Origin of the sequence: Streptococcus rubneri (genome assembly GCF_004785935.1) — a bacterium.
GTDB classification, from domain to species: Bacteria; Bacillota; Bacilli; order Lactobacillales; family Streptococcaceae; genus Streptococcus; species Streptococcus rubneri.
The window spans coordinates 72,248-94,276 of the sequence record NZ_SRRP01000003.1 but is presented as its reverse complement, the minus strand read 5'-3'; the positions used below and the strand labels follow the sequence as shown (position 1 = coordinate 94,276).

General features: G+C 41.7%; 20 protein-coding genes. 6 read left to right on the top strand and 14 right to left on the bottom strand.

Annotated elements, in window-relative coordinates:
• Positions 1-123: 123 nt before the first annotated feature.
• Positions 124-1,011: a DUF975 family protein gene (locus tag E5S68_RS10325; protein WP_234697679.1), complete on the top strand. Its 888-nt coding sequence runs from the start codon at positions 124-126 to the stop codon at positions 1,009-1,011.
• Positions 1,012-1,290: 279 nt separating this feature from the next.
• On the opposite strand, the gene E5S68_RS10320 is transcribed toward E5S68_RS10325, so the two are convergent.
• The 14 genes from E5S68_RS10320 to asnA form a co-directional block, all read right to left on the bottom strand.
• Positions 1,291-1,743 (bottom strand): CoA-binding protein, encoded by a 453-nt coding sequence (locus tag E5S68_RS10320; RefSeq protein ID WP_135783479.1) that lies wholly within the window; start codon positions 1,741-1,743, stop codon positions 1,291-1,293.
• Between the two features lie 134 nt (positions 1,744-1,877).
• Complete coding sequence (gene polA, locus E5S68_RS10315; protein WP_135783478.1) at positions 1,878-4,523, bottom strand: DNA polymerase I; 2,646 nt, start codon at positions 4,521-4,523, stop codon at positions 1,878-1,880.
• A 409-nt stretch (positions 4,524-4,932) separates the two neighbouring features.
• A complete protein-coding gene (locus E5S68_RS10310; RefSeq protein WP_135783477.1) occupies positions 4,933-5,295 on the bottom strand; it encodes a DUF1304 domain-containing protein in 363 nt (120 codons plus the stop codon).
• Between the two features lie 12 nt (positions 5,296-5,307).
• Positions 5,308-5,733, bottom strand: a complete 426-nt coding sequence (locus E5S68_RS10305) for a MarR family winged helix-turn-helix transcriptional regulator (protein WP_135783476.1) — start codon at positions 5,731-5,733, stop codon at positions 5,308-5,310.
• Positions 5,734-6,081: 348 nt separating this feature from the next.
• Positions 6,082-6,705: an HAD-IA family hydrolase gene (locus E5S68_RS10300; protein WP_135783475.1), complete on the bottom strand. Its 624-nt coding sequence runs from the start codon at positions 6,703-6,705 to the stop codon at positions 6,082-6,084.
• Positions 6,706-6,710: 5 nt separating this feature from the next.
• On the bottom strand, positions 6,711-7,994 hold the full coding sequence (locus tag E5S68_RS10295; protein WP_135783474.1) for an MATE family efflux transporter: 1,284 nt from the start codon (positions 7,992-7,994) through the stop codon (positions 6,711-6,713).
• Between the two features lie 60 nt (positions 7,995-8,054).
• Positions 8,055-9,539, bottom strand: a complete 1,485-nt coding sequence (gene thrC, locus E5S68_RS10290; protein WP_135783473.1) for a threonine synthase — start codon at positions 9,537-9,539, stop codon at positions 8,055-8,057.
• Between the two features lie 195 nt (positions 9,540-9,734).
• The gene (nrdG, locus tag E5S68_RS10285) at positions 9,735-10,331 is read right to left on the bottom strand and encodes an anaerobic ribonucleoside-triphosphate reductase activating protein (protein ID WP_135783472.1); all 597 of its coding nucleotides are present in this window, start codon (positions 10,329-10,331) and stop codon (positions 9,735-9,737) included.
• A gap of 4 nt (positions 10,332-10,335) precedes the next feature.
• On the bottom strand, positions 10,336-10,836 hold the full coding sequence (locus E5S68_RS10280) for a GNAT family N-acetyltransferase (RefSeq protein WP_135783471.1): 501 nt from the start codon (positions 10,834-10,836) through the stop codon (positions 10,336-10,338).
• 43 nt (positions 10,837-10,879) lie between these two features.
• The gene (locus tag E5S68_RS10275) at positions 10,880-11,020 is read right to left on the bottom strand and encodes a hypothetical protein (RefSeq protein WP_006595204.1); all 141 of its coding nucleotides are present in this window, start codon (positions 11,018-11,020) and stop codon (positions 10,880-10,882) included.
• A 12-nt stretch (positions 11,021-11,032) separates the two neighbouring features.
• Positions 11,033-13,243 carry an anaerobic ribonucleoside-triphosphate reductase gene (nrdD, locus tag E5S68_RS10270; RefSeq protein WP_135783470.1) on the bottom strand — a complete coding sequence of 737 codons (2,211 nt, stop codon included), beginning with the start codon at positions 13,241-13,243 and terminating at the stop codon, positions 11,033-11,035.
• Between the two features lie 124 nt (positions 13,244-13,367).
• Positions 13,368-15,176 carry a glycosyltransferase family protein gene (locus E5S68_RS10265; protein WP_135783469.1) on the bottom strand — a complete coding sequence of 603 codons (1,809 nt, stop codon included), beginning with the start codon at positions 15,174-15,176 and terminating at the stop codon, positions 13,368-13,370.
• A 401-nt stretch (positions 15,177-15,577) separates the two neighbouring features.
• Positions 15,578-16,852, bottom strand: a complete 1,275-nt coding sequence (hisS, locus tag E5S68_RS10260) for a histidine--tRNA ligase (RefSeq protein WP_135783468.1) — start codon at positions 16,850-16,852, stop codon at positions 15,578-15,580.
• A 196-nt stretch (positions 16,853-17,048) separates the two neighbouring features.
• Positions 17,049-18,041 (bottom strand): aspartate--ammonia ligase, encoded by a 993-nt coding sequence (gene asnA / locus E5S68_RS10255; protein ID WP_135783467.1) that lies wholly within the window; start codon positions 18,039-18,041, stop codon positions 17,049-17,051.
• Positions 18,042-18,268: 227 nt separating this feature from the next.
• On the opposite strand from asnA, the gene E5S68_RS10250 reads away from it, so the two are divergent.
• The 5 genes from E5S68_RS10250 (at position 18,269) to E5S68_RS10225 (ending at position 22,029) form a co-directional block, all read left to right on the top strand.
• Positions 18,269-18,550 carry an autorepressor SdpR family transcription factor gene (locus E5S68_RS10250; protein WP_003009465.1) on the top strand — a complete coding sequence of 94 codons (282 nt, stop codon included), beginning with the start codon at positions 18,269-18,271 and terminating at the stop codon, positions 18,548-18,550.
• Positions 18,537-19,172 carry an SdpI family protein gene (locus tag E5S68_RS10245; protein WP_135783466.1) on the top strand — a complete coding sequence of 212 codons (636 nt, stop codon included), beginning with the start codon at positions 18,537-18,539 and terminating at the stop codon, positions 19,170-19,172. The genes E5S68_RS10250 and E5S68_RS10245 overlap by 14 nt, the downstream gene beginning before the upstream one ends.
• An 883-nt stretch (positions 19,173-20,055) precedes the next feature.
• Positions 20,056-20,259: a hypothetical protein gene (locus E5S68_RS10235; RefSeq protein ID WP_003010127.1), complete on the top strand. Its 204-nt coding sequence runs from the start codon at positions 20,056-20,058 to the stop codon at positions 20,257-20,259.
• On the top strand, positions 20,252-21,238 hold the full coding sequence (locus E5S68_RS10230) for an ABC transporter ATP-binding protein (RefSeq protein ID WP_003010129.1): 987 nt from the start codon (positions 20,252-20,254) through the stop codon (positions 21,236-21,238). The genes E5S68_RS10235 and E5S68_RS10230 overlap by 8 nt, the downstream gene beginning before the upstream one ends.
• Positions 21,235-22,029, top strand: coding sequence for an ABC transporter permease (locus E5S68_RS10225; protein WP_003013825.1), 795 nt, complete (start codon positions 21,235-21,237; stop codon positions 22,027-22,029). Before E5S68_RS10230 ends, E5S68_RS10225 begins: the two co-directional genes overlap by 4 nt.

The following is a 22,029-nucleotide window of genomic DNA, read 5'->3' as shown; positions in this document are numbered from 1 at the left end:
CCAGCCTTCTTATTCCTGTCACAGGATCTCCTGTGAGCACCTGTACGATTGTACCAAATTTTACCAGCTCTGTCACGGACTTGTGTTATAATAAAGGGTACTACTACCATGAAAGAGGACATTATGAATATCAAATTGGTTCGCACTCAAGCTCGGCAACTGCAATTGCAACATCCCATGGTCTTCTCCTACTTTGCCTTGCCGACCTTCTTGACGATTTTTGCAAGTTACATTTTAACAGGTACGGATATAACAGAACTACTCACCCAAATGGAGCTCAGAGAAGCAGTCCTTTTTCTCCTTAGTCGACAGATTTTCCCCTCTATCATCGGATTTATCCTCTCTTTCCTCTATCTAGGAGCCACCTTTCGCTATTTGATCTCCGCCTCTAGTAAAGGAGAAAAAAGCTTTGGTATTTTCACCATCTTTCAGAACCAGTATTTTACTCCCGTATTTCTGACACTGTTCATCAAGCAACTGATCTTATCTTTTTGGGGCAGTCTTCTCTATGTGAGCCAACTTCTCTTAACAGTGGTCAGCTCTCAAGTACTTGCCATCAAAGAGTCAATCCCTTCGACGGCAACTCTCACAACGGATACTCCAGAAGTTCAAGCGATTCTCAAGTTAGCTCCAACCATGACCACCGGCCTCCTAATGGCCCTAGTCGGACTTCTTCTCTTTCTTCCTTTCTACTACCAGTATAGCTTGGTCGAATTGATCCTCTACAGCCGTCTCATGACGGGAACCTACGACGGTCCCTTGTCCATCCTTCGTCAAAGCAGGGAAGAGATGAAAGGTTTTAAGAGTCACCGCTTGGTACTTGATCTAAGCTTACTTGGTTGGCAAATCCTTTCTTTTTTTAGCTTAGGTGTGGCCGATTTTTATGTCAAACCTTATACAACCAGCTGCCAAATCATCTTTTACCATACTCTACTTCAGACACGGATGCAGGTAACCGGATGTTTTCGACAAAATGCACCAGATTCTCCTGATTCTGATCCACTTGCTTAAGCAAAAAATAACAAAAAACCACCTAAAGTTGGAATTCATTCTCCAAGTTACTAGGTGGATTCTTTTTTTATTTTCAGAGAGATTTGTTCGCATCTGTTCGATCAACTCTCTATTCTTCCAAATATGATGTAACTGTCCCCCAAGTTCTTAGATGAAGCTACATCAATTCATACAGCTAGACTTATTACTATCCCCGCTGATTTCCTTGAAATCAACAGTGGATTGTTACAGTTTCCTCATAGCTACGATTCATCTTGAACAAGGTCTCCCTTTTTTAAGTTACACCCCGTAGACAGATTCTCCCATGACCAAACGAGTATGCTCCCGTTTGATACAGCGGTTCATGACAATATCTTCGCGACCGGCTCCACGAAGAATATCTTCTGCTTCTTGGTTTTCCAGCTCCAATTGCGCCCAAAAAATCTTTGCATCTGTCTCGATGAAGTCACGCGCTACATCTGGCAAAAACTCACTGCGACGGTAAACATCGACGATATCTACTGGGAAAGGAATTTCCTGCAAGCCAGCGTACACCGTTTCTCCTAGGATCTGGCCACCGGCTGCACGAGGATTAACGGGAATAATCCGATAGCCCCGCTCTTGCATCTCCTTGCTGACACGATGACTGGTTGTGTCTTCACGATCAGATAATCCGACTACAGCAATGATTTTGCTTGTTTCTAAGTAATGTTTGATAACACCATCACTAGGATTGCGAAATGAATAGGCCATATGAATCTCCTTTTGTATGCGTTTCCTTTCTTTAAATAGTATAACAATACGGAGAGCATTGCAAGTGTTTGTCGTTAAAAGCGGTAGGAAACTTAAAAGTCTCCCACCGCTTTCTGTTTTGAACAAACTCAATCTTATTTGGCTTCATACCATGTTTTGCCTTCATTCTCATCGGCTTCCAGTGGTACCGCAAGTTCAATAGCAGATTCCATGGTCTCTTTGACGAGTTCTTTGATCGTTGCAAGTTCATCAGTTGGTACTTGCAGAACAATTTCATCGTGAACCTGAAGAAGCATCTTGGTCTGATAGCCACCCGCCACCAGTGCTTGGTCCAGTTGGATCATAGCAATTTTCAAGATATCGGCTGCGGATCCTTGAATCGGTGAGTTGATAGCCGTCCGCTCCGCAAAGCCTCGAACATTGAAGTTGCGAGAATTGATATCTGGAATCTCCCGACGACGCTTGAAGAGAGTCTCCACATAGCCTTTGTCACGCGCTTCCCGCACCACTCTCTCCATATAGTCCTTGATGCCAGGGTAGCGTTCGAAGTAAGTCTCAATGTAGGCCTTAGCTTCTTTTCGGCTGATCCCTAGGTTGTTAGACAGTCCAAAGTCGGAAATCCCATAAACCACACCGAAGTTTACTGCTTTTGCATTGCGACGGTCATTCGGCGTCAAATCTTCTGGTTTTTCAATATTGAAGACCCGCATAGCAGTCGATGTATGGATATCTGCCCCATGATTAAAGGCGTCAATCAAATGTTCATCTCCTGAAATATGGGCTAAAACGCGCAGTTCGATCTGTGAGTAATCCGAACTGAGCAAGACACTGTTTTCCTCTTCCGGGACAAAGGCTTTGCGAATGAGACGGCCTTGTTCCAAACGGACAGGGATGTTTTGCAGGTTAGGATCCACACTGGACAGGCGACCTGTCTGCGTCAAATCCTGTACATAGCGGGTATGGATTTTCCCATCTTCCAAAATCCAGTCTTGAAGACCGATGACATAGGTTGACTGGATTTTTGCGATCTGGCGGTATTCAAGAATCTTAGACACGATTGGTGCGATGGGAGCTAGGCGTTCCAAGACATCAACAGCTGTTGAATAGCCAGTTTTGGTCTTTTTTGTATATTCAAGAGGGAGTTCCAATTTTTCAAAAAGGATGACGCCCAATTGTTTTGGAGAATTGATGTTAAATTCTTCTCCTGCCAACTCGTAGATTTCTTGAGTCAGGCGCTCCAAGACTGCTTCGTTTTCAACCTGCATGTCTTGGAGGGTCTGGCGTTCCACCTTAATCCCTGCGATTTCCATCTTGGCCAAAACAGCTGCTAGTGGTTGCTCCATATCATAGAGCAGATCTAGTTGGTCGTGAGCTTTTAGTTGCTCCGTCATAGGCTCTTCAGTGTCTAGTAAAACAGCGACTTTTCGTGCCAAATGCTCTAATAGGACCGCCTTTTCTGGAATGGCTTTTTTGGCTCCCTTGCCATAAACAACTTCGTCCAGCGGTAGTGCAATCTGACTATAGAGACTCGCAATGGTGGAAATTTCATTGTCCTCTACGGTCGACAAGAGATACTTGGCCAAACGACTGTCAAAAGCTGGATTTTGCAAGGTAATATCCAAGTGGCTAAGCAAGACCTTGGCCCGCTTGAAGTCATAGACCTTGAGGGACGTTTTTTCGAGGAATTCTTTAAAAACTGGCGTTTGTAACAAACTGGTATCTGTGCTAGTGTAGAGCTTACCTTTTGTTCCCCAGGCAAAGCCGATGATCGGTTCTGTATGGTAATTGTCCCCAAAAATCTCAAAATGGAAAAAACTATCATCCGTGAGCATATCCGAGGTAACCTGCTCTACTTCTGTGTAGTCAATGGCTACCGGAGCTGCTGCTTCCCCACTCAAATCCAAAGCTTGGCGGAGTTGCTTGAAGCCCATCTCCTCATAAAACTTAGCCAGATTTTCAAGATGGGGACCAGTATAGATGATATCGTCCAGGCCGATCTCGATTGGCGCATTGGTATCGATGGTCGCGAGAGTCTTAGATAGGTAGGCCTGCTCCTTATCGCTGATAAGATTTTCCTTCATCTTAGAAGCCTTCATCTCATCGATATGCTCGTAAATACCATCGAGAGACCCGTACTCTAGGAGTAGTTTGATTCCGGTCTTTTCTCCAATCTTGGTAACACCTGGGATATTATCCGACTTATCTCCCATCAAGGCCTTGAGGTCGATAAACTGCTCTGGTGTCAGTCCCATCTTTTCTTTCAAATAGACTGGAGTGAATTCTTCAAACTCTGCCACTCCTTTTTTGGAGATTTCAACCACCGTATTGTCATCTGTCAGCTGGATCAAATCTTTATCCCCAGAAACGATGGTGACATCAAAAGGAACAGAAGTTGATTCTGCCAACTTGTCCAGCGTTCCAATAATATCATCTGCTTCATATTGAGCTAGCTCATAGTGGCGGATTCCCATATGATCCAGTTGCTCACGAATGAAAGGAAACTGCTCACGGAACTCATCTGGTGTTTTTGCCCGCCCCCCCTTGTAATCGGCATACATCTCTGTGCGGAAAGTGGTCTTTCCTGCATCAAAAGCAACTAGGACATGAGTCGGTTGAACCCGCTCCAAGAGATGACTCAACATGAGGTTAAAACCATAGATGGCATTGGTATGAAGTCCATTGGCATTTTTAAAGCGGTCGATTTGATTATAAAGTGCAAAAAAAGCACGAAAAGCGACGGACGACCCGTCGATGAGTAATAATTTGTTCTTATTTTCCATGCCTCTATTATATCATGAATCCAACGTAAAAGAGTTAGGCAGGCATAGAAAAAGAAGCGGGACCTGGATCCTTCTAATCCAAGTCCGCTTCTTCTTTAGGAGATTGTTATGAAAAAAGTGATGATGCTATTGGTCACCGTAACAGGTTCCGTTTTTGGCGTCTGGCTTAAATTCTTTTGGATAGTTTACTGAGATTTTCATTTGCTGTACCTCATTTTTTATTTGATGAATTTAGTATACAGCTCAAACCTAAACCATTCCTTATAGAAAGCTTCAAGAAAACTAAAAGCTGAATGCAAAAGGCATAGTTATTTTTTTACGGCAAACTGGCAACTGAAGATGGAGCCCTTTTCATCGCAGCTCCAAGGATAGGAATGAAAAACTCTTCCCAATCTGGAAGAGCTGATCCTTATCCAAGCAGAAGAAGGCTGGCTAAAGCGACTATTGCTGGTCCACCCTGAGTCAAGATAATTTTTTTATTAGAAGTTACAGCCCCATAAACTGCGACACCAATAATAAAAAGCAGAAAAATCGTGACAATTTCACTATTTCTAGCTATAAAGAGGGCATAGAGGAGGAAGACACCAACCAGAGCATTATAAATGCCTTGGTTTTTGAAGAGGACAGTCACAGATGGACGATGCAATTCTTCCTGATCCATATTAAAGACACGACTAGTCGATGCCGAGTGGGTTGCTAAACTCTCAAGATAAAAAATATAGAAATGTTCGAAAGCAGCAAGGCTTGCTAAAAAAACGGTTAAGACAGACATACTATTCTCCTTTTAAAATGTAATTTGTTCAAGACCAGACACCAACTTTTCGAATAAGTGACTCAACTGATCCTGCTCTTTTTCAGATAGAATCTGATCCATCTGGGCTTTTACCTGTAAGTGATGCGCTGGAGGATGGACCAACAACCGATCTCTGGCAAATTCCGTAAGTTCTACCACAACCTCCCGTTGATTTTCTGGATTGCGACTACGAGTAACATAGCCTCCAGCTTCTAAGACTTTGAAGTGGCGGGTTAAGGCTGCAGGGTCAATCGCTAGTTTCTCCTGGAGGGCCGCTTGGCTACACGGCGCCTCTACTAATAACAACTGGAGCATCTGATAACGGGTCAGACCAATGCCCAATTGTTTTTCAAATAATTGGGTTGATGCCTGATCAGCTAGCTTCAACCGATAAAGCAAGTCATGCATTTCTGTCATTCCTTCTCTCCAAACTTTTTATTGACTTGTCAATAATTGATTTATCAAGTGTATCATTTTTAAAAAGTCGAGGCAAGAAATTTGCTCGCCTCAAACGAAATGATCTCCTCCTAAGAAAAGCAAAGTAAAAGACCACCGGATTTGGTGGTCTTTTAGGGAGATTATTATGAAAAAGAAAAGTTTTAGGATTTCATAAACAAAGTTAGGAGGTCTTTGTTTATGGTTTTATTATATCGGATTTATCTTAAAGATTTCTTAAGGAATTATTTCATTTTCAAAACAAATTGTTTACGGATTCTTTTCATAGCGCCATTCCAGCAACAAAGAAGCCTTGCTTTGTTAAATAAGTTAACTTTTTTCTTCTTCAAAATAGAGGCGAATATCATCCAAATGACGAATCGCATGATTGACATCCGGCTTGTAATCTAAAAAATTAATACTCCCGATTCCTGCATTGTCTGCCAGATCAACATCCAAGGTTCGATCACCAATATAATAAGTCTCACTCGGATCCAGTTGATACTTATCCACTAGATAATCGACTCCTTCTGGATCTGGTTTTCTCCTAAAACCATTGTCCGTTGTGACAATCTCTTGGAAATAGGATAGGATCCCTAAATCTTCCAGAATTGGGTAAGCATTCTTCCCCTTGTGGGTATAGACAAATTGGGCAATCCCTTCCTCTTTACCCCAAGTTAGAATGTCTCTAGCCCCCTGCATCAGATGCACTTGGGCGTTTTTCTCACGCAAGCTAGAAGCACGATAACGATTCATCTCCTCCGCATCCAAGCCATGTTCTCTAGCAACGTCTTCAAGCAAAGACTGGACGGATTGTTGAAGAATAAAAGCATGGACCGCTTCCCGGTCAAAGTCCAGAGAGTAATAGGCATAAGTCTCAGCAATCCCATCTAAAATCGCTTCATAAGAATCCAAAAGAGTTCCATCCAAATCCCAAATAAAAGCTCGTGTCATAAGTTTTATTCCTTCCATTTCCGATGATAGAGCGTTTTTAAGAAAAACCAGCGAAAACCATTATCCAAGAGGGTACCTGCCCAAATACCTGGCAAGCCCCAACCGAGGATGACCCCCATCAGATAACCTGAGCCAATCCGAATCACCCACATGCCGATCGTGGTCGCATAAAAAGGAAGGCGGGCGTTACCCAGACCTTGCCAGACAGCCGTATAGATGACCGTTCCAGCTGTCAGAGGCGTTCCAAGCAAGGAGAACAAAATGACGGATAAGGAAGCGGCAATAGCTCCTGAATCCTTGGTGTAAAGGGCTGTTAAAGGACTTCCAAATAAGAAAATAGTAAGGGCGAGGGGAAACATGGAGAGAAAGGAGAGCCAGAAACTCCGACTGGTGATTTGCTTGATCCCTTGCCAATCATTCTGTCCCAAACTTTTGGCGACCAACATGACTGTCGCTGTCGCAATCCCAAAAGCCGGCATATAGTTGAACTGGGTCAAGACTTCCCCAATAGCATTCCCAGCTACTGCTCTTGTACCAAAAACAGCGACCATAGCAATGATAACAATATCCCCTGCTCGCATCATGAGGCGTTCACCAGCAGCAGGTAAGGCAAGGGATAACAAGTCTCGATCCAATCCCCAACGAAAAGGAGCGAAGGGAAGTTGAACCTGACGCCAGAGCAAGTAAGTTCCTAATAGGCGAGAGAGAACCGTTCCTAATGCAGCCCCAGCGATGCCTAGCCCAAAAACAAATATCAAGATGCTCGATAACAGAGCATTTAAAACATTGGTCAACAAACTGACATACATAGGTACTCGCGGATTGTGGGCCACACGGACTAGGGCTCCAAAAGTCGTCATCAGCCCCAAAAGCAAAATACTTCCTCCGACAAGGGCTAGATAGAGGCCCCCAGCTGCTGCAACCGCTGTTTCAACCCCCAAGAGGGCAATCAATTCCTTGCCAAAGCAGAGGGATAAAGTCCCCAAAACAAGACTCAATAAAACCGTTACCTTGATAGACTCAGTGGCTTGACGAGCTATGGCTTTCTGATCTTTTTGTCCCATACTTTTGGACAAGAGACTCACAACCGCTGCTCCAAGAGCGATAAAAATAGCTTGGTAAATCGTAATGATATTGCCTGCGACGGATACACCCGAGACAGCGACTAAACCCAACTGAGCAACCAAGTAGCTATCTACCATCCCCATGAGCATTTGGAGAAAGTTTTCTCCGATAGCAGGGAGGGCAATCCTTAAAATTTGTCGATCCACTTGTTGTTGACGAGACACACTTTCCTCCTGATGAAAAGAAACTCAGTTAGTTTCCCAACCGAGTTTACTTCCTCTCTTTTAAAGTCCTAAATAAGATTCTACTGCTGCCTGCATATCTGCCGCTGCAACAGTTGTCTTGTGACGAACTGGAGCTGTTTCAAGGCCATCCACTGCTGGTGGCACTGCCACTCCTGAAATTTCGTGCAACTGAGCCAAAGCTTCAAAGTCGGTCAAGTCTGATTTCCCTGTTACAGCTTCTACTGCAACGACTGGGAACTTGTATGGACTAGCTGTTGAAGCAATCACCGTCTTAGCCGCATCGCCTGTAGCTGCTTGGTATTTTTTATATACGGCTGAGGCAACTGCTGTATGAGGGTCCTCAATATATGCATCTGACTCATAAACACGCTTAATTTCTGTTGCTGTTTCTGCTTCCGTCGCATACTCAGCTGCAAAGAGATCCAGAATCTCTGCATCAAAATCTGTCAATTCATACTGACCTTGCGTATTCAAGGCAGTCATGAGTTCAGCTGTCTTCACCGCATCATTTCCCAAAAGATGGAAAATCAAACGCTCCAAGTTTGAAGATACTAAGATATCCATAGATGGACTAGTGGTTACCTTGAACTCACGCTTCTTGTCATAGACACGAGTTTTAAAGAAGTCTGTCAAGACATTGTTGTCATTTGAAGCACAGATCAACTTGCCGACTGGTAGGCCGATTTGTTTTGCGTAAAAGGCAGCTAAGATATTTCCAAAGTTTCCTGTTGGAACAGTGAAATTGACTTTTTCTCCAGCTGTGATTTGACCTGTCTTCACCAATTGAGCGTAGGCATAAACATAATAGACAATCTGTGGGACCAAACGGCCGATATTCATAGAGTTGGCTGATGAGAACTGGAGCTTGTTAGCTGCTAATTTTTCACGGAGGGCCACATCATTGAACATATGTTTCACATTGGTTTGGGCATCATCAAAGTTCCCGTCAATGGCAATCACATGGGTATTTTCACCCGTTTGAGTAGTCATTTGCAACTCTTGTACCTTGCTGACACCGTCTTTTGGATAAAAGACGATGATTTCAGTTCCTGGTACATCCGCAAAGCCTGCCATGGCAGCCTTCCCAGTATCTCCAGACGTCGCTGTCAAGATGACAATCTTGTTTTCCAAACCATGCTTCTTAGCAGCAGTTGTCATAAAGTATGGCAAGATAGACAAGGCCATATCTTTAAAGGCAATGGTTGAGCCATGGAAGAGTTCCAAGTTGTATTGCCCATCGAGTTTGACAAGAGGGGCAATGGCTGGAGTATCAAACTTGCTATCGTAGGCGTTGGTGATACAGTAGTCCAACTCTTCTGGTGTAAAGTCGTCCAAAAATGCTGACAAGACAAGCTTCGCCACCTCTTGGTAAGAAGCGTCTTTCAATTTGTCAAAGTCCAGATCTACCTGGGGATAAGAGACAGGTGTGAACAAACCACCATCTGTTGCCAAACCTTGCAAAATCGCCTGGCTAGCTGTTACGGTATTTTGGGCATCACGTGTCGATTGGTATACTAATGTCATGTACATTTCCTCATTCTGTTCCTTAAATGTACGAGTTGGATCACTCTAACTTTCGTACAATCTATTCCATTATACCATGAATCCTTGTGAATTTTGTCAGTGAGAATGAAATTGTCTGAAAAAAGAAGCCATTTCTTGCAAACTGAAAATCTACGAAAACCTCTCTTCATAGATTTATCTGTCCTCCGACTCTTGCTACTCTCTTTTCACTTGCTCATAGGAGTCCTTGCCGTCATTGAGCTTGTCCCAGATAACGACTTTTCCTTCTTTCAATGATTTTTGAACATCGATGATTCGCTGGTTGGAAGAGCCACGAAACTGCAACATAAGGTTGCGTTTGCTCTTATCATAGCGTCCATCCACCAGAATATCAATCAGCGAAAGCAATTCCAGTTTGTCCGGCGTCTCCAACATCATTTCTTCCCAGGTGTAGCCGGTCCAAGACCAAATATCTTTGTCGGGGAGTTCTCTTTTCACGCGCTTAACCAAGGGCAGCAGGATACCGGTATTGAGAAAAGGCTCTCCTCCTAGCAAGGTCAATCCTTGAACGTAGGGCTGGGCTAAGTCTGCCATGATTTGTTCTTCCAATTCTGACGTATAAGGAATACCTGCATTGAAAGACCAGGTCGCCACATTGTAACAACCCTCACAGTGAAACATGCAACCTGCCACATAAAGGGAGTTGCGGACCCCTTCGCCATCGACAAAGTTAAAAGCCTTGTAGTCGATAATCCGACCTTGGCTCAGTTCTTCACTCTTCCATTCGCCTGGTTTTGGTGTATTCCATGTCATGCTTCTACTCCACCTCTATCCAATAGCGCTCCGTGCCATTACGAACATCCTCATAGACACCGCCGTTAGCTAAGATAACAGCTCTGCTGGTAGGATTTTCTGTGCTACAAGTCACTAAAGCTTGTTTGATATTCTTTCCCTTAGCAACTTTTAAGCCTTGGCGGAGGGACTCTTTTGCGTAGCCCTTGCCTCTTTCAGACGGTCGGATGGAATAGCCAATGTGGCCACCTTTCTCTCGGAGATAGTCGCTCAGACGTAATCGGAGGTTGAGAAAGCCAAGCGCTTGACCGTCTCTAGCAAAAGCGACTAACTGAACAGCAGGTACCCATCCATCAGGGATTCCTAGCCCCATTTCCATATCACGATTACTTTCCAACCAGTCTTCATAAACAAAAGCTTCCGCATCCCAAAAGCCGCCGTCATGGGCTGATTGGGTCTCTTCGAACTCTGCCATCATGTTTAGAATAGATTCTTTATCTGCTAAAGTCGGTCTGCGTAATTCCATCTTTACCTCCCAATAAGAGAAAAGCGAGAGCGGACTCTCACTTTTATTTTTTCTTAGCCTTTTTTAAAAATTGCTCTCTAAGGCTGGCTACCCGGTCTTTTTTATTGATACCACCTGTCGAATGCTTTTCGTGGAATCGTTGTACCTGAGCCTTGCCCTTATCGTCTAGTTGGTATTTTCCCATAATCTTCCTTTTCTAATCTGTCACTTGGTGTCCAGCTGATTTGATAGTGGATCCATTCATGTGTTTGACACGCGCAGCAATTTCCTTGTGGCGTCCATTAACCATGGGGCGAGCTTGTGGGTTTCCAAGATAGCCACAGGTCCGTTTAACAACGTCTACTGTTTTAGGATCACTATTGCCACAGTTTGGGCAAGTAAAACCACGTTCGGTTGGCGTGAAGTCCCCTTCGAAGTCACACTTATAGCAACGGTCAATTGGCGTATTGGTTCCTAGATAGCCAACCCGGTCATAGGCATAATCCCAAACCGCTTCAAGCGCTTTTGGATTTTGTTGCAAGACAGGATATTCACAATAGTGGATAAAGCCACCAGAAGCCCCAGCTTCTGGATAGACTTTTTCAAAGTCCAGCTTCTCAAATGGGGTTGGGTTCTTGCGGACATCGTAGTGAAAACTGTTGGTGTAGTATTCCTTGTCTGTGATATCCGGAACCTTCCCAAATTTCTCCGTATCCAGGCGACAGAAGCGGTCTGTCAAGCTTTCTGATGGCGTCGAATAAATGGAGAAGTGGTAGCCGTATTGGTCAGACCATTCTTCGACCCGTTTCTTCATGTCCTTGATGATAGCAACTGTAAATTGTTTAGCTTCTGGATTCTGTTCCCAGTCAGGTCCATAGAAGACTGTAGCCACTTCATACAATCCGATATAGCCGAGTGAAATAGTCGCTCTGCGGTTGCGGAAAAGCTGGTCTACCTGATCATATTTTCCTAAACGTTTCCCAAAAGCCCCATATTGGTAGAGAATTGGCGCATTAGCTGGGGTCGCTTCCTTGGTCCGCTCTACCCGATAGACCAAAGCATCTTCAGCGATGTTCATCTGCTCATTGAAGATTTCCCAGAACTTTTCTTTGTTCCCTTCTGACTCCAAGGCAATCCGAGGTAGATTGACTGTCACAACCCCAAGATTCATCCGGCCAGAATTGACTTCTAGGCCATTTTCATCCTTCCACCCTTGAAGGAAAGAACGACAACCCATGGGTACCTTGAAGGAGCCCGTCAATTCAACAATCTTGTCATAAGAGAGGACATCCGGATACATGCGTTTGGTTGCACATTCCAAGGCCAACTGTTTGATGTCATAGTTGGGACTCCCTGGTTCTAAGTTGAGGCCTCTTTTCAAGGTGAAAATCAACTTAGGGAAAATTGCGGTCCGGTGTTCCGAACCGAGCCCCTTGATTCGAATCTCCAGAATAGCTTTTTGGATTTCGCGTTCAAAACGGTTAGACCCTAGCCCGAAGCCCAGCGAGGTGAAAGGAGTTTGCCCATTGGAGGTAAAGAGGGTATTGATTTCATACTCCAATGATTGCATGGCATCGTAGATGTCTTTTTTCGTTTTTTGCCAAGCATAGTCCTCACGTTTTTCAGGGAGAACCCACTCCTCAGCTTCCTTCAAATGTTTGTCATAATTCTTCTCTGCATAAGGAGCCAGGACTTCATCAATCCGATCTGCTGAACAGCCACCGTACTGGCTAGAGGCCACATTGGCAATGATTTGCGAGATTTGAGCCGTTGCAGTTTGGATCGACTTGGGACTTTCTACTTCTGCATTCCCAATCTTAAAGCCATTTTTTAACATACCTTCAAAATCGATTAAGCAACAGTTAGTCATTGGAGTATAAGGACTATAGTCTAAATCATGGTAGTGGATATCCCCTTTTTGATGAGCATTGGCCACGTGTTTAGGTAACATGGTCAAACCAATAGACTTGCCGACGATCCCTGCAGTCAAATCCCGTTGGGTGTTGAAGACATCGCTGTCCTTATTGGCGTTCTCATTAACCACTGCTTGGTCCTTGTTGAGGAGCTTGCCGATGGTAAAGTTGATGTCCGTCGCTTTTGAGCGCTCAAAATCTCGTTGCGTCCGATACGTGATGTAACTTTCTGCGATAGCATACTCATTGGCTTGCAACAACTCGTGCTCGACGACATTTTGAATCTCATAAATTTTGACCCCGCGTGGAAAACGCTCCAAAATCTCGGCCACAATCCGATCTGTCACAGCCTCTAACTTCGCTTCAAGGACCGGAGTGAGGCCTGTCACTTCTTCTGTCGCCTTGACCAAAGCTCGGTAGATCTTATCGACATCAAACTTGACCTTCCGCCCATCTCTCTTTTCCACAAAGAGTTGGGGGAGACTTTGGATATGCTCTTCTCGTAACGTTATCATACACTCGCCCACTTTCATTTCTATTCAATACAGTTCAATGAATATTATAACACTCAAAAATAAAAAATCAATATCTTGTGGAAAAAAATGTCATTTCATTTAAAAACCACAAGATATTGATTCGTTATTTCCGTTGATACAAGGTATAGTGCGACCCTTTTTGATCCACTTTTTGATAATTTTTAGTCAAGAATTTCTGAACAGCAGCTGTCACATCAACGCTTCGATTTACCGCTATAAACTTTGGTTTCGCTTCTTCAATCTGATTGGTCAGATTCGTGCGATTTTCACCTGTCCCCATATAACTGGTTGGAGTTAAAAGGGCTGAGGCTGCTAAACGACCACTTTCTTGGTAGAGATGCGCCGTCTGATCCCAGGCATAGATGGTATCGTTGGAGTCACTATGACTCTGGATATAGCGGGCAATTGTAGCCCGTTCACTCACTAGACCATATTGGAGAGCCAGCACGTTCACAATCGGATAACCGATTAAATAAGCCATCGCTAAGACGGGCAGGAAGGCTTGGCCTGCGAAATACAGGGACCAAATAGCGCTTCTCTTGCTCTTGCGTCTGTGAGAATCTCCCTCTTCAGCTCCCTCAAACCACAGTGCCAACAAAGGCAAGATGAAGGGCAAGAGACCCAAGAATTGATAAGCCCCCTGCTCAGGTGTTCCTACAAGTACCGTTACGATAATGAGAGTCCCAAACCAAGACATGAAACGAACGATCCGCTGACCACTCGTAGAGACCTTGCGAAAAGACATGACAAAGGCGGAGGCAAAGCCAAGACTCAAAAGTAAAAGTCCGTAAAAGATTAGATTACCAAAGAACTGAACAGATGTGTATTTCAAGGCCCGTAGGCTATACAAGGCTTGGTGAGCCGCATAACCGAAGGAACCGTTCCATACAGTGATGTATCCTAGAGGGTAAAAGAGCAGGGAGAACCCTAACAAGCTCGCTAACAATTGATAAAAACCATGAGCAAACTTCTTTTGTTTTACATGGTAGGCTGTCAACCCTAAAAAGGCTAGGAAATAGAAGACCAAACTGAGCCAAGGCGAAATCATGAAGGCCAAACAGGCGAAAATACCATAAATGATAAAAGATTCATCTTTTTTATTCCCCTCTAAGTAGCTCAGAATGAAGTTCATAGACGCAAAGAGGAAGGGCAAAACATAGAAACCTGCATAGCCTCCACCAAAACCAAGCGTTCCAGCCAAGAGGTAAAACAGAACTTGCACTTGGCCGGCAATCTTTTCACTCGAAACCAAACTTCTCACTAGACGGTAAATGCCTGTTCCAGCAAAGAAGAGGGCCAAAACTTGGAAGAGCGCTAGGAAGGCTTGACTTCCTAGCAAACTTCCCAAACCATTCAAACCATAATAGAGAAGGCCGTTAATCCCAAAGAAATGACCATAAGGAACCTGCCCCTGGGCAATCGCCCAGCCTGCATAGAGATCTTGCGATTGTTGACTGGTCGCAAGTAAATTTACATAGGGAAGGGCAACATGGACTAAGCTGATGAGAACACTCAAAGCAATCGGAACTGACAATGGAACGGGACGCTTCGTTGCATAGCGATTGGGAACTTCGGGTCTTTCTATTTGCTCCGGCGTCTCCTGCACTTCTTCATCATTGGCTTCTAGGACTGACAAATCTACTTTCCGACGGGCAGCAGTCCTAGAAAGACGACTGAGAGGTGCCGTATCGATTGTTGCATCTGCCACAGTTTCTTCTAGTTCCTTAGCCTCCTCATGTATCTTTTGAATTTCTTTAGAATCCTCTACAGACTCCAAGGACTGGTTAGCTGTCAATACTTCCTCTGCTCTACTGATGGACTGGTCCAAGACTTGTCTCACCTCTTGGGTATCTTGAAAGTTGGATCCCACCTGAAGACCAATCTTATGTGATTCTTGTTCTTTTTCACTCATATCTTGTTTTTTCCTTTACTAGACTTGCAAGTGCTAAAGGGCACATGCACACCCTACTAGTATATCAAAAATGGAGCCAACTGTCAGCTTTCTCCACAAGGAGAAAATAGAGGACATGCAAAAAAGACAGACTATTTTTTACTTAAAATAGCTAAATAATTTTTCAAAAAAATGACTTCTATTACTTTGAGTCATTTAAGAATCTCTGAAACTTTCCGCTGTGAGAAAAATGCTTGAAACATTGATGTTTCAAGCATTCGGGGGTTTTGAAACCTTAGGTTCAAAACTAAGTCATGGAACTTCTACGAAGTTCGCTGACGTCCGTACTCACCTAAGGAAAGTTTCTAAGAATTTTTTCTTCAATCTGAGACCGATACCCTCTAGGCACCCGTCTTTTCTTTTTAAAGTTGATTCAAGATAGTCTGAAAATCGTTTTTTACGTCTTCGATGGAAGTGGTCACTTCCTGACGAGTCTGGTTATTTTTGATGGTGATTTGGCCACTTTCAACCTCGCTACCACCTAAGGCAATGATGGTTTTTGCCCCAAAGACGTCAGCTGACTTGAACTGAGCCTTCAACTTACGTCCTAGGTAATCACGTTCTGCGATAAAGCCTTGACGACGAAGCGCTTGAACCACTTCCAAGGCTACTACTTCTGCTTCTGGTCCAAGGACAGCGACATAAACATCCAAAGAAGTCTCCAGAGGCAGTTCAATCCCTTGCTTGTCCAAGATGATAATCAGGCGCTCCAAGCCCATACCAAAACCAAATGCCGGAGTTGCTGGTCCATCAAAATACTCTACAAGACCGTCGTAACGACCACCTGCACAAACGGTTAATTCATTTCCTTCTACTTCTGTCACGAACTCGAAGATGGTGTGGTTGTAGTAATCCAACCCCCGCACCATGTTGGTATCAATCATGTACTCAATGCCTAAGCTGTCCAGCATGGTCCGAACAGCATCGAAGTGGGCTTGGCTTTCCTCGTCTAAATAGTCTAGGATAGAAGGAGCATTCTCGACCGCCTGCTTGTCTTCTTTTTCTTTTGAGTCCAAGACGCGGAGCGGATTTTCTTCTAGACGACGTTGGCTATCTTTTGATAGTTGGTCCTTCATTGGAAGCAAGTAATCAATTAAGGCTTGGCGATAAGCTGCCCGACTAGCTGTGCTACCAAGGGTATTTAAGTGGAGGACGACATTTTCAATCCCGATCTCTTTGAAGAAGTGGTCAGCCATGGCAATCGTCTCTACATCCGTAGCAGGATTGCTAGATCCAAAACATTCTACGCCAATCTGGTGGAACTGACGCAAGCGACCGGCCTGCGGACGCTCATAACGGAACATGGGACCGATGTAGTAAACCTTATTTGGTTTTTGAACTTCTGGTGCAAAGAGTTTGTTTTCAACATAGGAGCGCACAACAGGTGCTGTCCCTTCGGGACGCAAGGTGATGTGACGATCTCCTTTATCATAGAAATCATACATTTCCTTGGTCACAATATCAGTCGTATCTCCCACCGAGCGGCTAATGACTTCATAATGCTCAAATATCGGCGTGCGGATTTCCGCATAATTGTATTTTTTAAAGGTCTCGCGAGCAAATCCTTCTACATATTGCCACTTAGCGGACTCCTGTGGCAGGATATCTTGGGTTCCTTTTGGTTTTTGTAATTTCATAGACACCACTCCTTTGCTTGCTTGGTACACTTATTCTATCATAAATTCTCCGTTCATACAGCTGTCTACCGAGAAAATCAAGTAGAAATTCAGGTTTAAGCGCTACCCCTATCTTTCCATTCCCGCAAAAAAATAAAGCCAACCTCGAAAGCTGGCTTTATTTACATCCGGATTCTATTTATATCTTTCTGAAAAATTACAAAATATTTTCATATTGTTCGCGAACTTCTTGAGGCCAAACACTGGTTTGAACTTCCCCGATATGTTTCTTACGAAGCAAGAACATAGCCATACGAGATTGCCCAATCCCACCTCCAATGGTCAGTGGGAAGAGACCGTTCAAGAGAGCCCGATGCCATTCTAATTCCAGACGATCTTCATCTCCAGTAATCGCAACTTGGCGCTTGAGGGTGTCTTCATCGACCCGGATCCCCATGGAAGAAAGTTCAAAGGCTCCACCAAGATTCTCATTCCAAACCAAAATATCCCCGTTTAAGCCCTTGTAGCCATTTTCGGTCTCCGTTGTCCAGTCATCATAGTCCGGCGCCCGTCCGTCGTGCGGTTTGCCATCTGATAAGACGCCACCAATCCCTATCAAAAAGACTGCTCCATATTCTTTGGTGACGGCATTTTCCCGTTCTTTTGGTGTCAAATCAGGATAACGCTCTACCAACTCTTCTGTGTGGATAAAGGTGATTTGCTTAGGCAGGATAGATTCAATATCATAGCGGGCTTCAACAGCCAACTCCGTCAAACGAATGGCCTTGTAGATTTTTTCAACCGTTTCTTTTAAGTAGGCTAGATTACGATTGCCATTTGGAATGACCTTCTCCCAGTCCCACTGATCGACATAGACCGAGTGAGTCGCATCCAAAGAATCCTCATCCGGACGAAGGGCCTTCATATGGACGAAGAGACCTTCCCCTTCCCCAAAACCAAATCGAGCTAAGGTATGGCGTTTCCACTTCGCTAGAGAGTGAACGACTTCATAGGTTTCATTGGGAATTTGTAAGACCTTTACAGAGACAGGATTTTCTACTCCGGATAGATTGTCCTGCATCCCATCTCCTACCTTACTCAAGATAGGTCCTTGAACTTCGACAACTTCTAGCTTGTCTTTCAAATACTGGGTAAATGTTGTTTTAACGAATGAAATTTCTTCTTGTTGGTGAATAAAACTCTTCTTCATAGAGACTCCCTTTAGATAGTATGAATTTGATTATACGCTTTTTTCTAGAAAAATCAATACTTGTCGCTTGTATCAAGGGGGAGGGAAGAGCTTTTCAACAAAGTAGATTGTTGTCAAGCAGTTTTCTAAAACTATTTAGATTTTTTTCTAAATAGAGTTGACAATCTTTATTTAAAGTACTAGAATCTATTTAGAAAGAAATCTAAATAGATTAGAGGAGATAGAGAATGAATTTTGCGCAAACATTTAAAGCTTTATCAAATCCGATAAGAAGAAGTATCTTAGAACTGCTAAAGGCGGGGAAATTATCTGCTGGAGATATCGCTGGTCACTTTGATGTGGCAGGAGCGACCATTTCCCATCATTTAAGCCTCCTCAAGCAGGCAGATTTAATTCGAGAGGAAAAAGAGAAGAATTTTATCTACTATGAACTCAATACTTCTGTCTTGGAAGATTTGATGGTCTGGCTCGTTGATTTGAAAGGAGATTCTACTGATGAAAACGAATAAAAAACTATTGCTATTGACTTCTATGGTGATACTCTTCCCCATACTTTGGGGGCTGATAATTTGGCCGCAATTGCCTAACCAAATCCCGATTCACTTCAACCTTGCAGGTCAGGCCAATAATTTCCAATCGAAGCCACTGGCCGTGTTTGGTCTTCCTCTTTTCCTTCTCTTGGTGCATCTGTTTGTGATCTTTATGATCGGACGTGATCCTAAGAATCGCACGATGAATGAGAAAATGGTCAAAGTGATCTACTGGTTGATTCCAATCGTCTCCTTAAGTGTCTTCTATCTCATCTATAGTAAGGCGCTAGGCTCTACGACCAATCCTTCTATTGTTGTTTCTGCTTTGTTAGGCCTCATCTTTGTGATCATGGGCAATTACATGCCGAAGCTAAAAGTGAACCATACGGTTGGAATCCGTCTGCCTTGGACCTTGCAGAGTGAAGATAACTGGCACAAAACCCATCGCTTGGCAGGGAAGTTGTGGGTCCTCGGAGGATTGATCCTTCTTCTTGAAGCAGGCCTTCAATTCGCGCTTTCTTATGTACTGGTGCTGGTCATCCTCACCATTGTTCTCATTCCGATCCTATATTCTTATCAACTAAGTCGGAAAGATTGTTAGTATAAAAAACAACCAGAGAAGAAGGAGTTGGCAACTGTTTCTTCTCCGGTTGTTTTTGATTGTTCATCGTTTCAAATTCAAAACTTTCAGGAAAACACTAATTTTTCGGAAAGCTTATAGTATATTCTTTACACTTAGCTACTATATTCTAATTTCAGACAGAATAGTATCTTTCTGGATAGTTGACTCAGTTTTCTTCCATTATATACTATTATTGAAGGAAAACCATTGATAAATTATAATTGTAAATAAAATATTTAAAGCAATTCCCCTATTTCGCTTAAACTTATTCAAGTTTTATGAAATTAATCAGTAAATATCGTTCTGAAAAGACTTGGTATTACGCTATTTTTAGTCCAACTGAAACTCATACTTTCCAAACCAGGTCTTAAGAAAGCTCGTAAAGCATCACAATTATCAAAACGTTAATCAACACGCTTATATCAACGTTTACAGACATTTAAGAAATTTCTCTTGGATGTCTTTTTTTGTCTAGCTAAATTTTACAAATTGGGCAATTTAGGTTACTCAATAATATAAAAAAGATAAAAATTTAAAGTTCGAATTTTAATTTTAAAAAAAGTAATTATTATTGAATATCTGTTCAAACATTTTTTCTTTTCTAAGGTTAATATAAGTATATATACTTTAAAAAAGGAAGTCAAACATCTTGCTCATAGATTTTTGCATTTTTAAAAAATACATTTTGTCATATAATAATGTGGAAAATTGACGGATTCCTTACATAATCATATAATATGAATATGTAAGCCCTTACATACTATTCTACTTATACTTGATAAAATGCAAGTTCTTGAGGATCTATAAATATATAGACACTCTTCTATTTATAAAGTGAAATAAAGAATCACGGAGAAAGTTTATGGATATTAAAGAGACATTCAACCAGCTAGACAATACAAAATTTAATGATTTCAATAATCGCCTTGAAGGTTTTGAGAAACTTTTTAAAGACAAATATTATTTTACCCATCCCGAAGATTTTAGCTCAATCTTTAGCATTTTGGTAAAGTATGGAAAAAGTACAAGTAAATATATTTTATCGAAAGGAGAGATATATGAGTGAAATAGTTATTAATGCTCAGAATTTATCTAAAAATTTTTATAATTTTGATTCAAGACTCCCATTTATCAAGAGATTTTTGAAACGTAATCAAATAACGATTCGAGCTGTTCAAGATATTAGTTTTACGATTAAGAGAGGGAGTATAGTTGGCTTTATTGGGAGTAATGGAGCTGGTAAATCCACAACGATTAAAATGTTGACTGGGACTCTTTATCCTAGTTCCGGAAAATTAGAAGTGAATGGAGAAATTCCATTTAAAAGAAGTATAAATTTTAGAAAAAAAATTTCAATAGTAGTAGGAAATAAATTACAGTTATTTCAAGATGTTTCGGCTATGGATTATTTTCAATTGATTGGTACTTTATATGAGGTAGAACCGGCGATTTTACAAGAACGAATTCAGGAATTAAGCAATTTGTTGAATGTAAAAGATCAGCTTTACCAGCAGGTCCGGACCCTCTCTCTTGGACAAAAAATGAAAATGGAGTTTATCGCGGCATCTTTAACAAGTCCGGAAATATTATTTTTAGACGAGCCTACTATAGGGTTAGATATACAGTCTAAAAAAGATATCAGAACATTTTTAAAGAAAATGAATGAAGAATGTCATACTACTATTATTTTAACGAGTCATGATATGGATGATATTTCGTCTGTTTGTGACGAATTAATCGTCATTGACAAAGGAAAAATTATTTTGCAGGAGTCAATGGATGTTATTTTATCTAAATTTTCTGATTTTAAATATTTAAAGATAAAAATGACATTAGATTTGGTACCAGAGTTATGCTCTGTTAAAGGAGTAGTAGTCATTTCTCAAACAAAATCGGAATGTATACTAAAAATACCTAGAGATTTTGTCTTTGAGACATTAGAATCAATCAATAAGCTTGTAGATATAGAAGATTTTGAAATATCAAATCTTTCTTTAGAAGAAATTATTTTACAAAACTATTTTACAAAAAAGGAGCACAATTGAAAAAAGAAATGTCTATTATTCTGATATCATTTCGATCTATTTTGAACTATAAATCAAGTGTACTATTGTTAATGTTACAGGCAAGTATACAAATTATGATATCAGTATTTTTATGGACGTATATATATCAGAGTAACCAGATAAATATAGCAGGATATGATTTTACCTCAATGGTTCAATACTATTTGGGGACTATAATTTTTTCATATTTTGTTTTTTATCCAGTTGATTGGGAAATCAATGACGATGTTCATTCAGGAAATTTTTTTAGCATATTAATAAAACCTGTTACTTTTTATAAGTATTATTTTTGTAAAATGCTTGGAGATAGGCTTGCTCATTTATTATTTATCATCATTCCTGTCATTTTATTCTCCAGTGTTTATTACAAGAATGAGTTATTAACCATTGAAATTCTTATTTTAGGAAGTATTGCAATTATTCTATCTATGGTTCTATGGTTTTTAATATCATGTTGTGTAGGTATGCTTTCTTTTTGGTTAGAAAATATATTTTTTGTCCTTACTGTTAAAGAAATAGTAATTCAGTTTTTATCAGGAATATTATTGCCTTTAAGTTTTTTTTCAAATAATTTTCGTCTGTTTTTAGATGTATTACCTTTTAAATACTTAGTATATGAACCGCTTCAGATGTTTAGTAATGATACATATAAATTAATAGACTATTTGAGAATTATTTGTATTCAATTGATTTGGTGCATCATTTTTTATATTATATCAAGATTCATATTGAGAAAAGGAGTGGAGCACTTCTCAAATGTGGGAGGATAA

Excerpts from the sequence above, each read along its gene's own strand:
- E5S68_RS10325 (WP_234697679.1), top strand. The coding sequence starts at position 124 with ATGAATATCAAATTGGTTCGCACTCAAGCTCGGCAACTGCAATTGCAA.
- E5S68_RS10320 (WP_135783479.1), bottom strand. The coding sequence starts at position 1,743 with ATGGCCTATTCATTTCGCAATCCTAGTGATGGTGTTATCAAACATTAC.
- polA (WP_135783478.1), bottom strand. The coding sequence starts at position 4,523 with ATGGAAAATAAGAACAAATTATTACTCATCGACGGGTCGTCCGTCGCT.
- E5S68_RS10310 (WP_135783477.1), bottom strand. The coding sequence starts at position 5,295 with ATGTCTGTCTTAACCGTTTTTTTAGCAAGCCTTGCTGCTTTCGAACAT.
- E5S68_RS10305 (WP_135783476.1), bottom strand. The coding sequence starts at position 5,733 with ATGACAGAAATGCATGACTTGCTTTATCGGTTGAAGCTAGCTGATCAG.
- E5S68_RS10300 (WP_135783475.1), bottom strand. The coding sequence starts at position 6,705 with ATGACACGAGCTTTTATTTGGGATTTGGATGGAACTCTTTTGGATTCT.
- thrC (WP_135783473.1), bottom strand. The coding sequence starts at position 9,539 with ATGACATTAGTATACCAATCGACACGTGATGCCCAAAATACCGTAACA.
- nrdG (WP_135783472.1), bottom strand. The coding sequence starts at position 10,331 with ATGACATGGAATACACCAAAACCAGGCGAATGGAAGAGTGAAGAACTG.
- E5S68_RS10280 (WP_135783471.1), bottom strand. The coding sequence starts at position 10,836 with ATGGAATTACGCAGACCGACTTTAGCAGATAAAGAATCTATTCTAAAC.
- E5S68_RS10275 (WP_006595204.1), bottom strand. The coding sequence starts at position 11,020 with ATGGGAAAATACCAACTAGACGATAAGGGCAAGGCTCAGGTACAACGA.
- nrdD (WP_135783470.1), bottom strand. The coding sequence starts at position 13,243 with ATGATAACGTTACGAGAAGAGCATATCCAAAGTCTCCCCCAACTCTTT.
- E5S68_RS10265 (WP_135783469.1), bottom strand. The coding sequence starts at position 15,176 with ATGAGTGAAAAAGAACAAGAATCACATAAGATTGGTCTTCAGGTGGGA.
- hisS (WP_135783468.1), bottom strand. The coding sequence starts at position 16,852 with ATGAAATTACAAAAACCAAAAGGAACCCAAGATATCCTGCCACAGGAG.
- asnA (WP_135783467.1), bottom strand. The coding sequence starts at position 18,041 with ATGAAGAAGAGTTTTATTCACCAACAAGAAGAAATTTCATTCGTTAAA.
- E5S68_RS10250 (WP_003009465.1), top strand. The coding sequence starts at position 18,269 with ATGAATTTTGCGCAAACATTTAAAGCTTTATCAAATCCGATAAGAAGA.
- E5S68_RS10245 (WP_135783466.1), top strand. The coding sequence starts at position 18,537 with ATGAAAACGAATAAAAAACTATTGCTATTGACTTCTATGGTGATACTC.
- E5S68_RS10235 (WP_003010127.1), top strand. The coding sequence starts at position 20,056 with ATGGATATTAAAGAGACATTCAACCAGCTAGACAATACAAAATTTAAT.
- E5S68_RS10230 (WP_003010129.1), top strand. The coding sequence starts at position 20,252 with ATGAGTGAAATAGTTATTAATGCTCAGAATTTATCTAAAAATTTTTAT.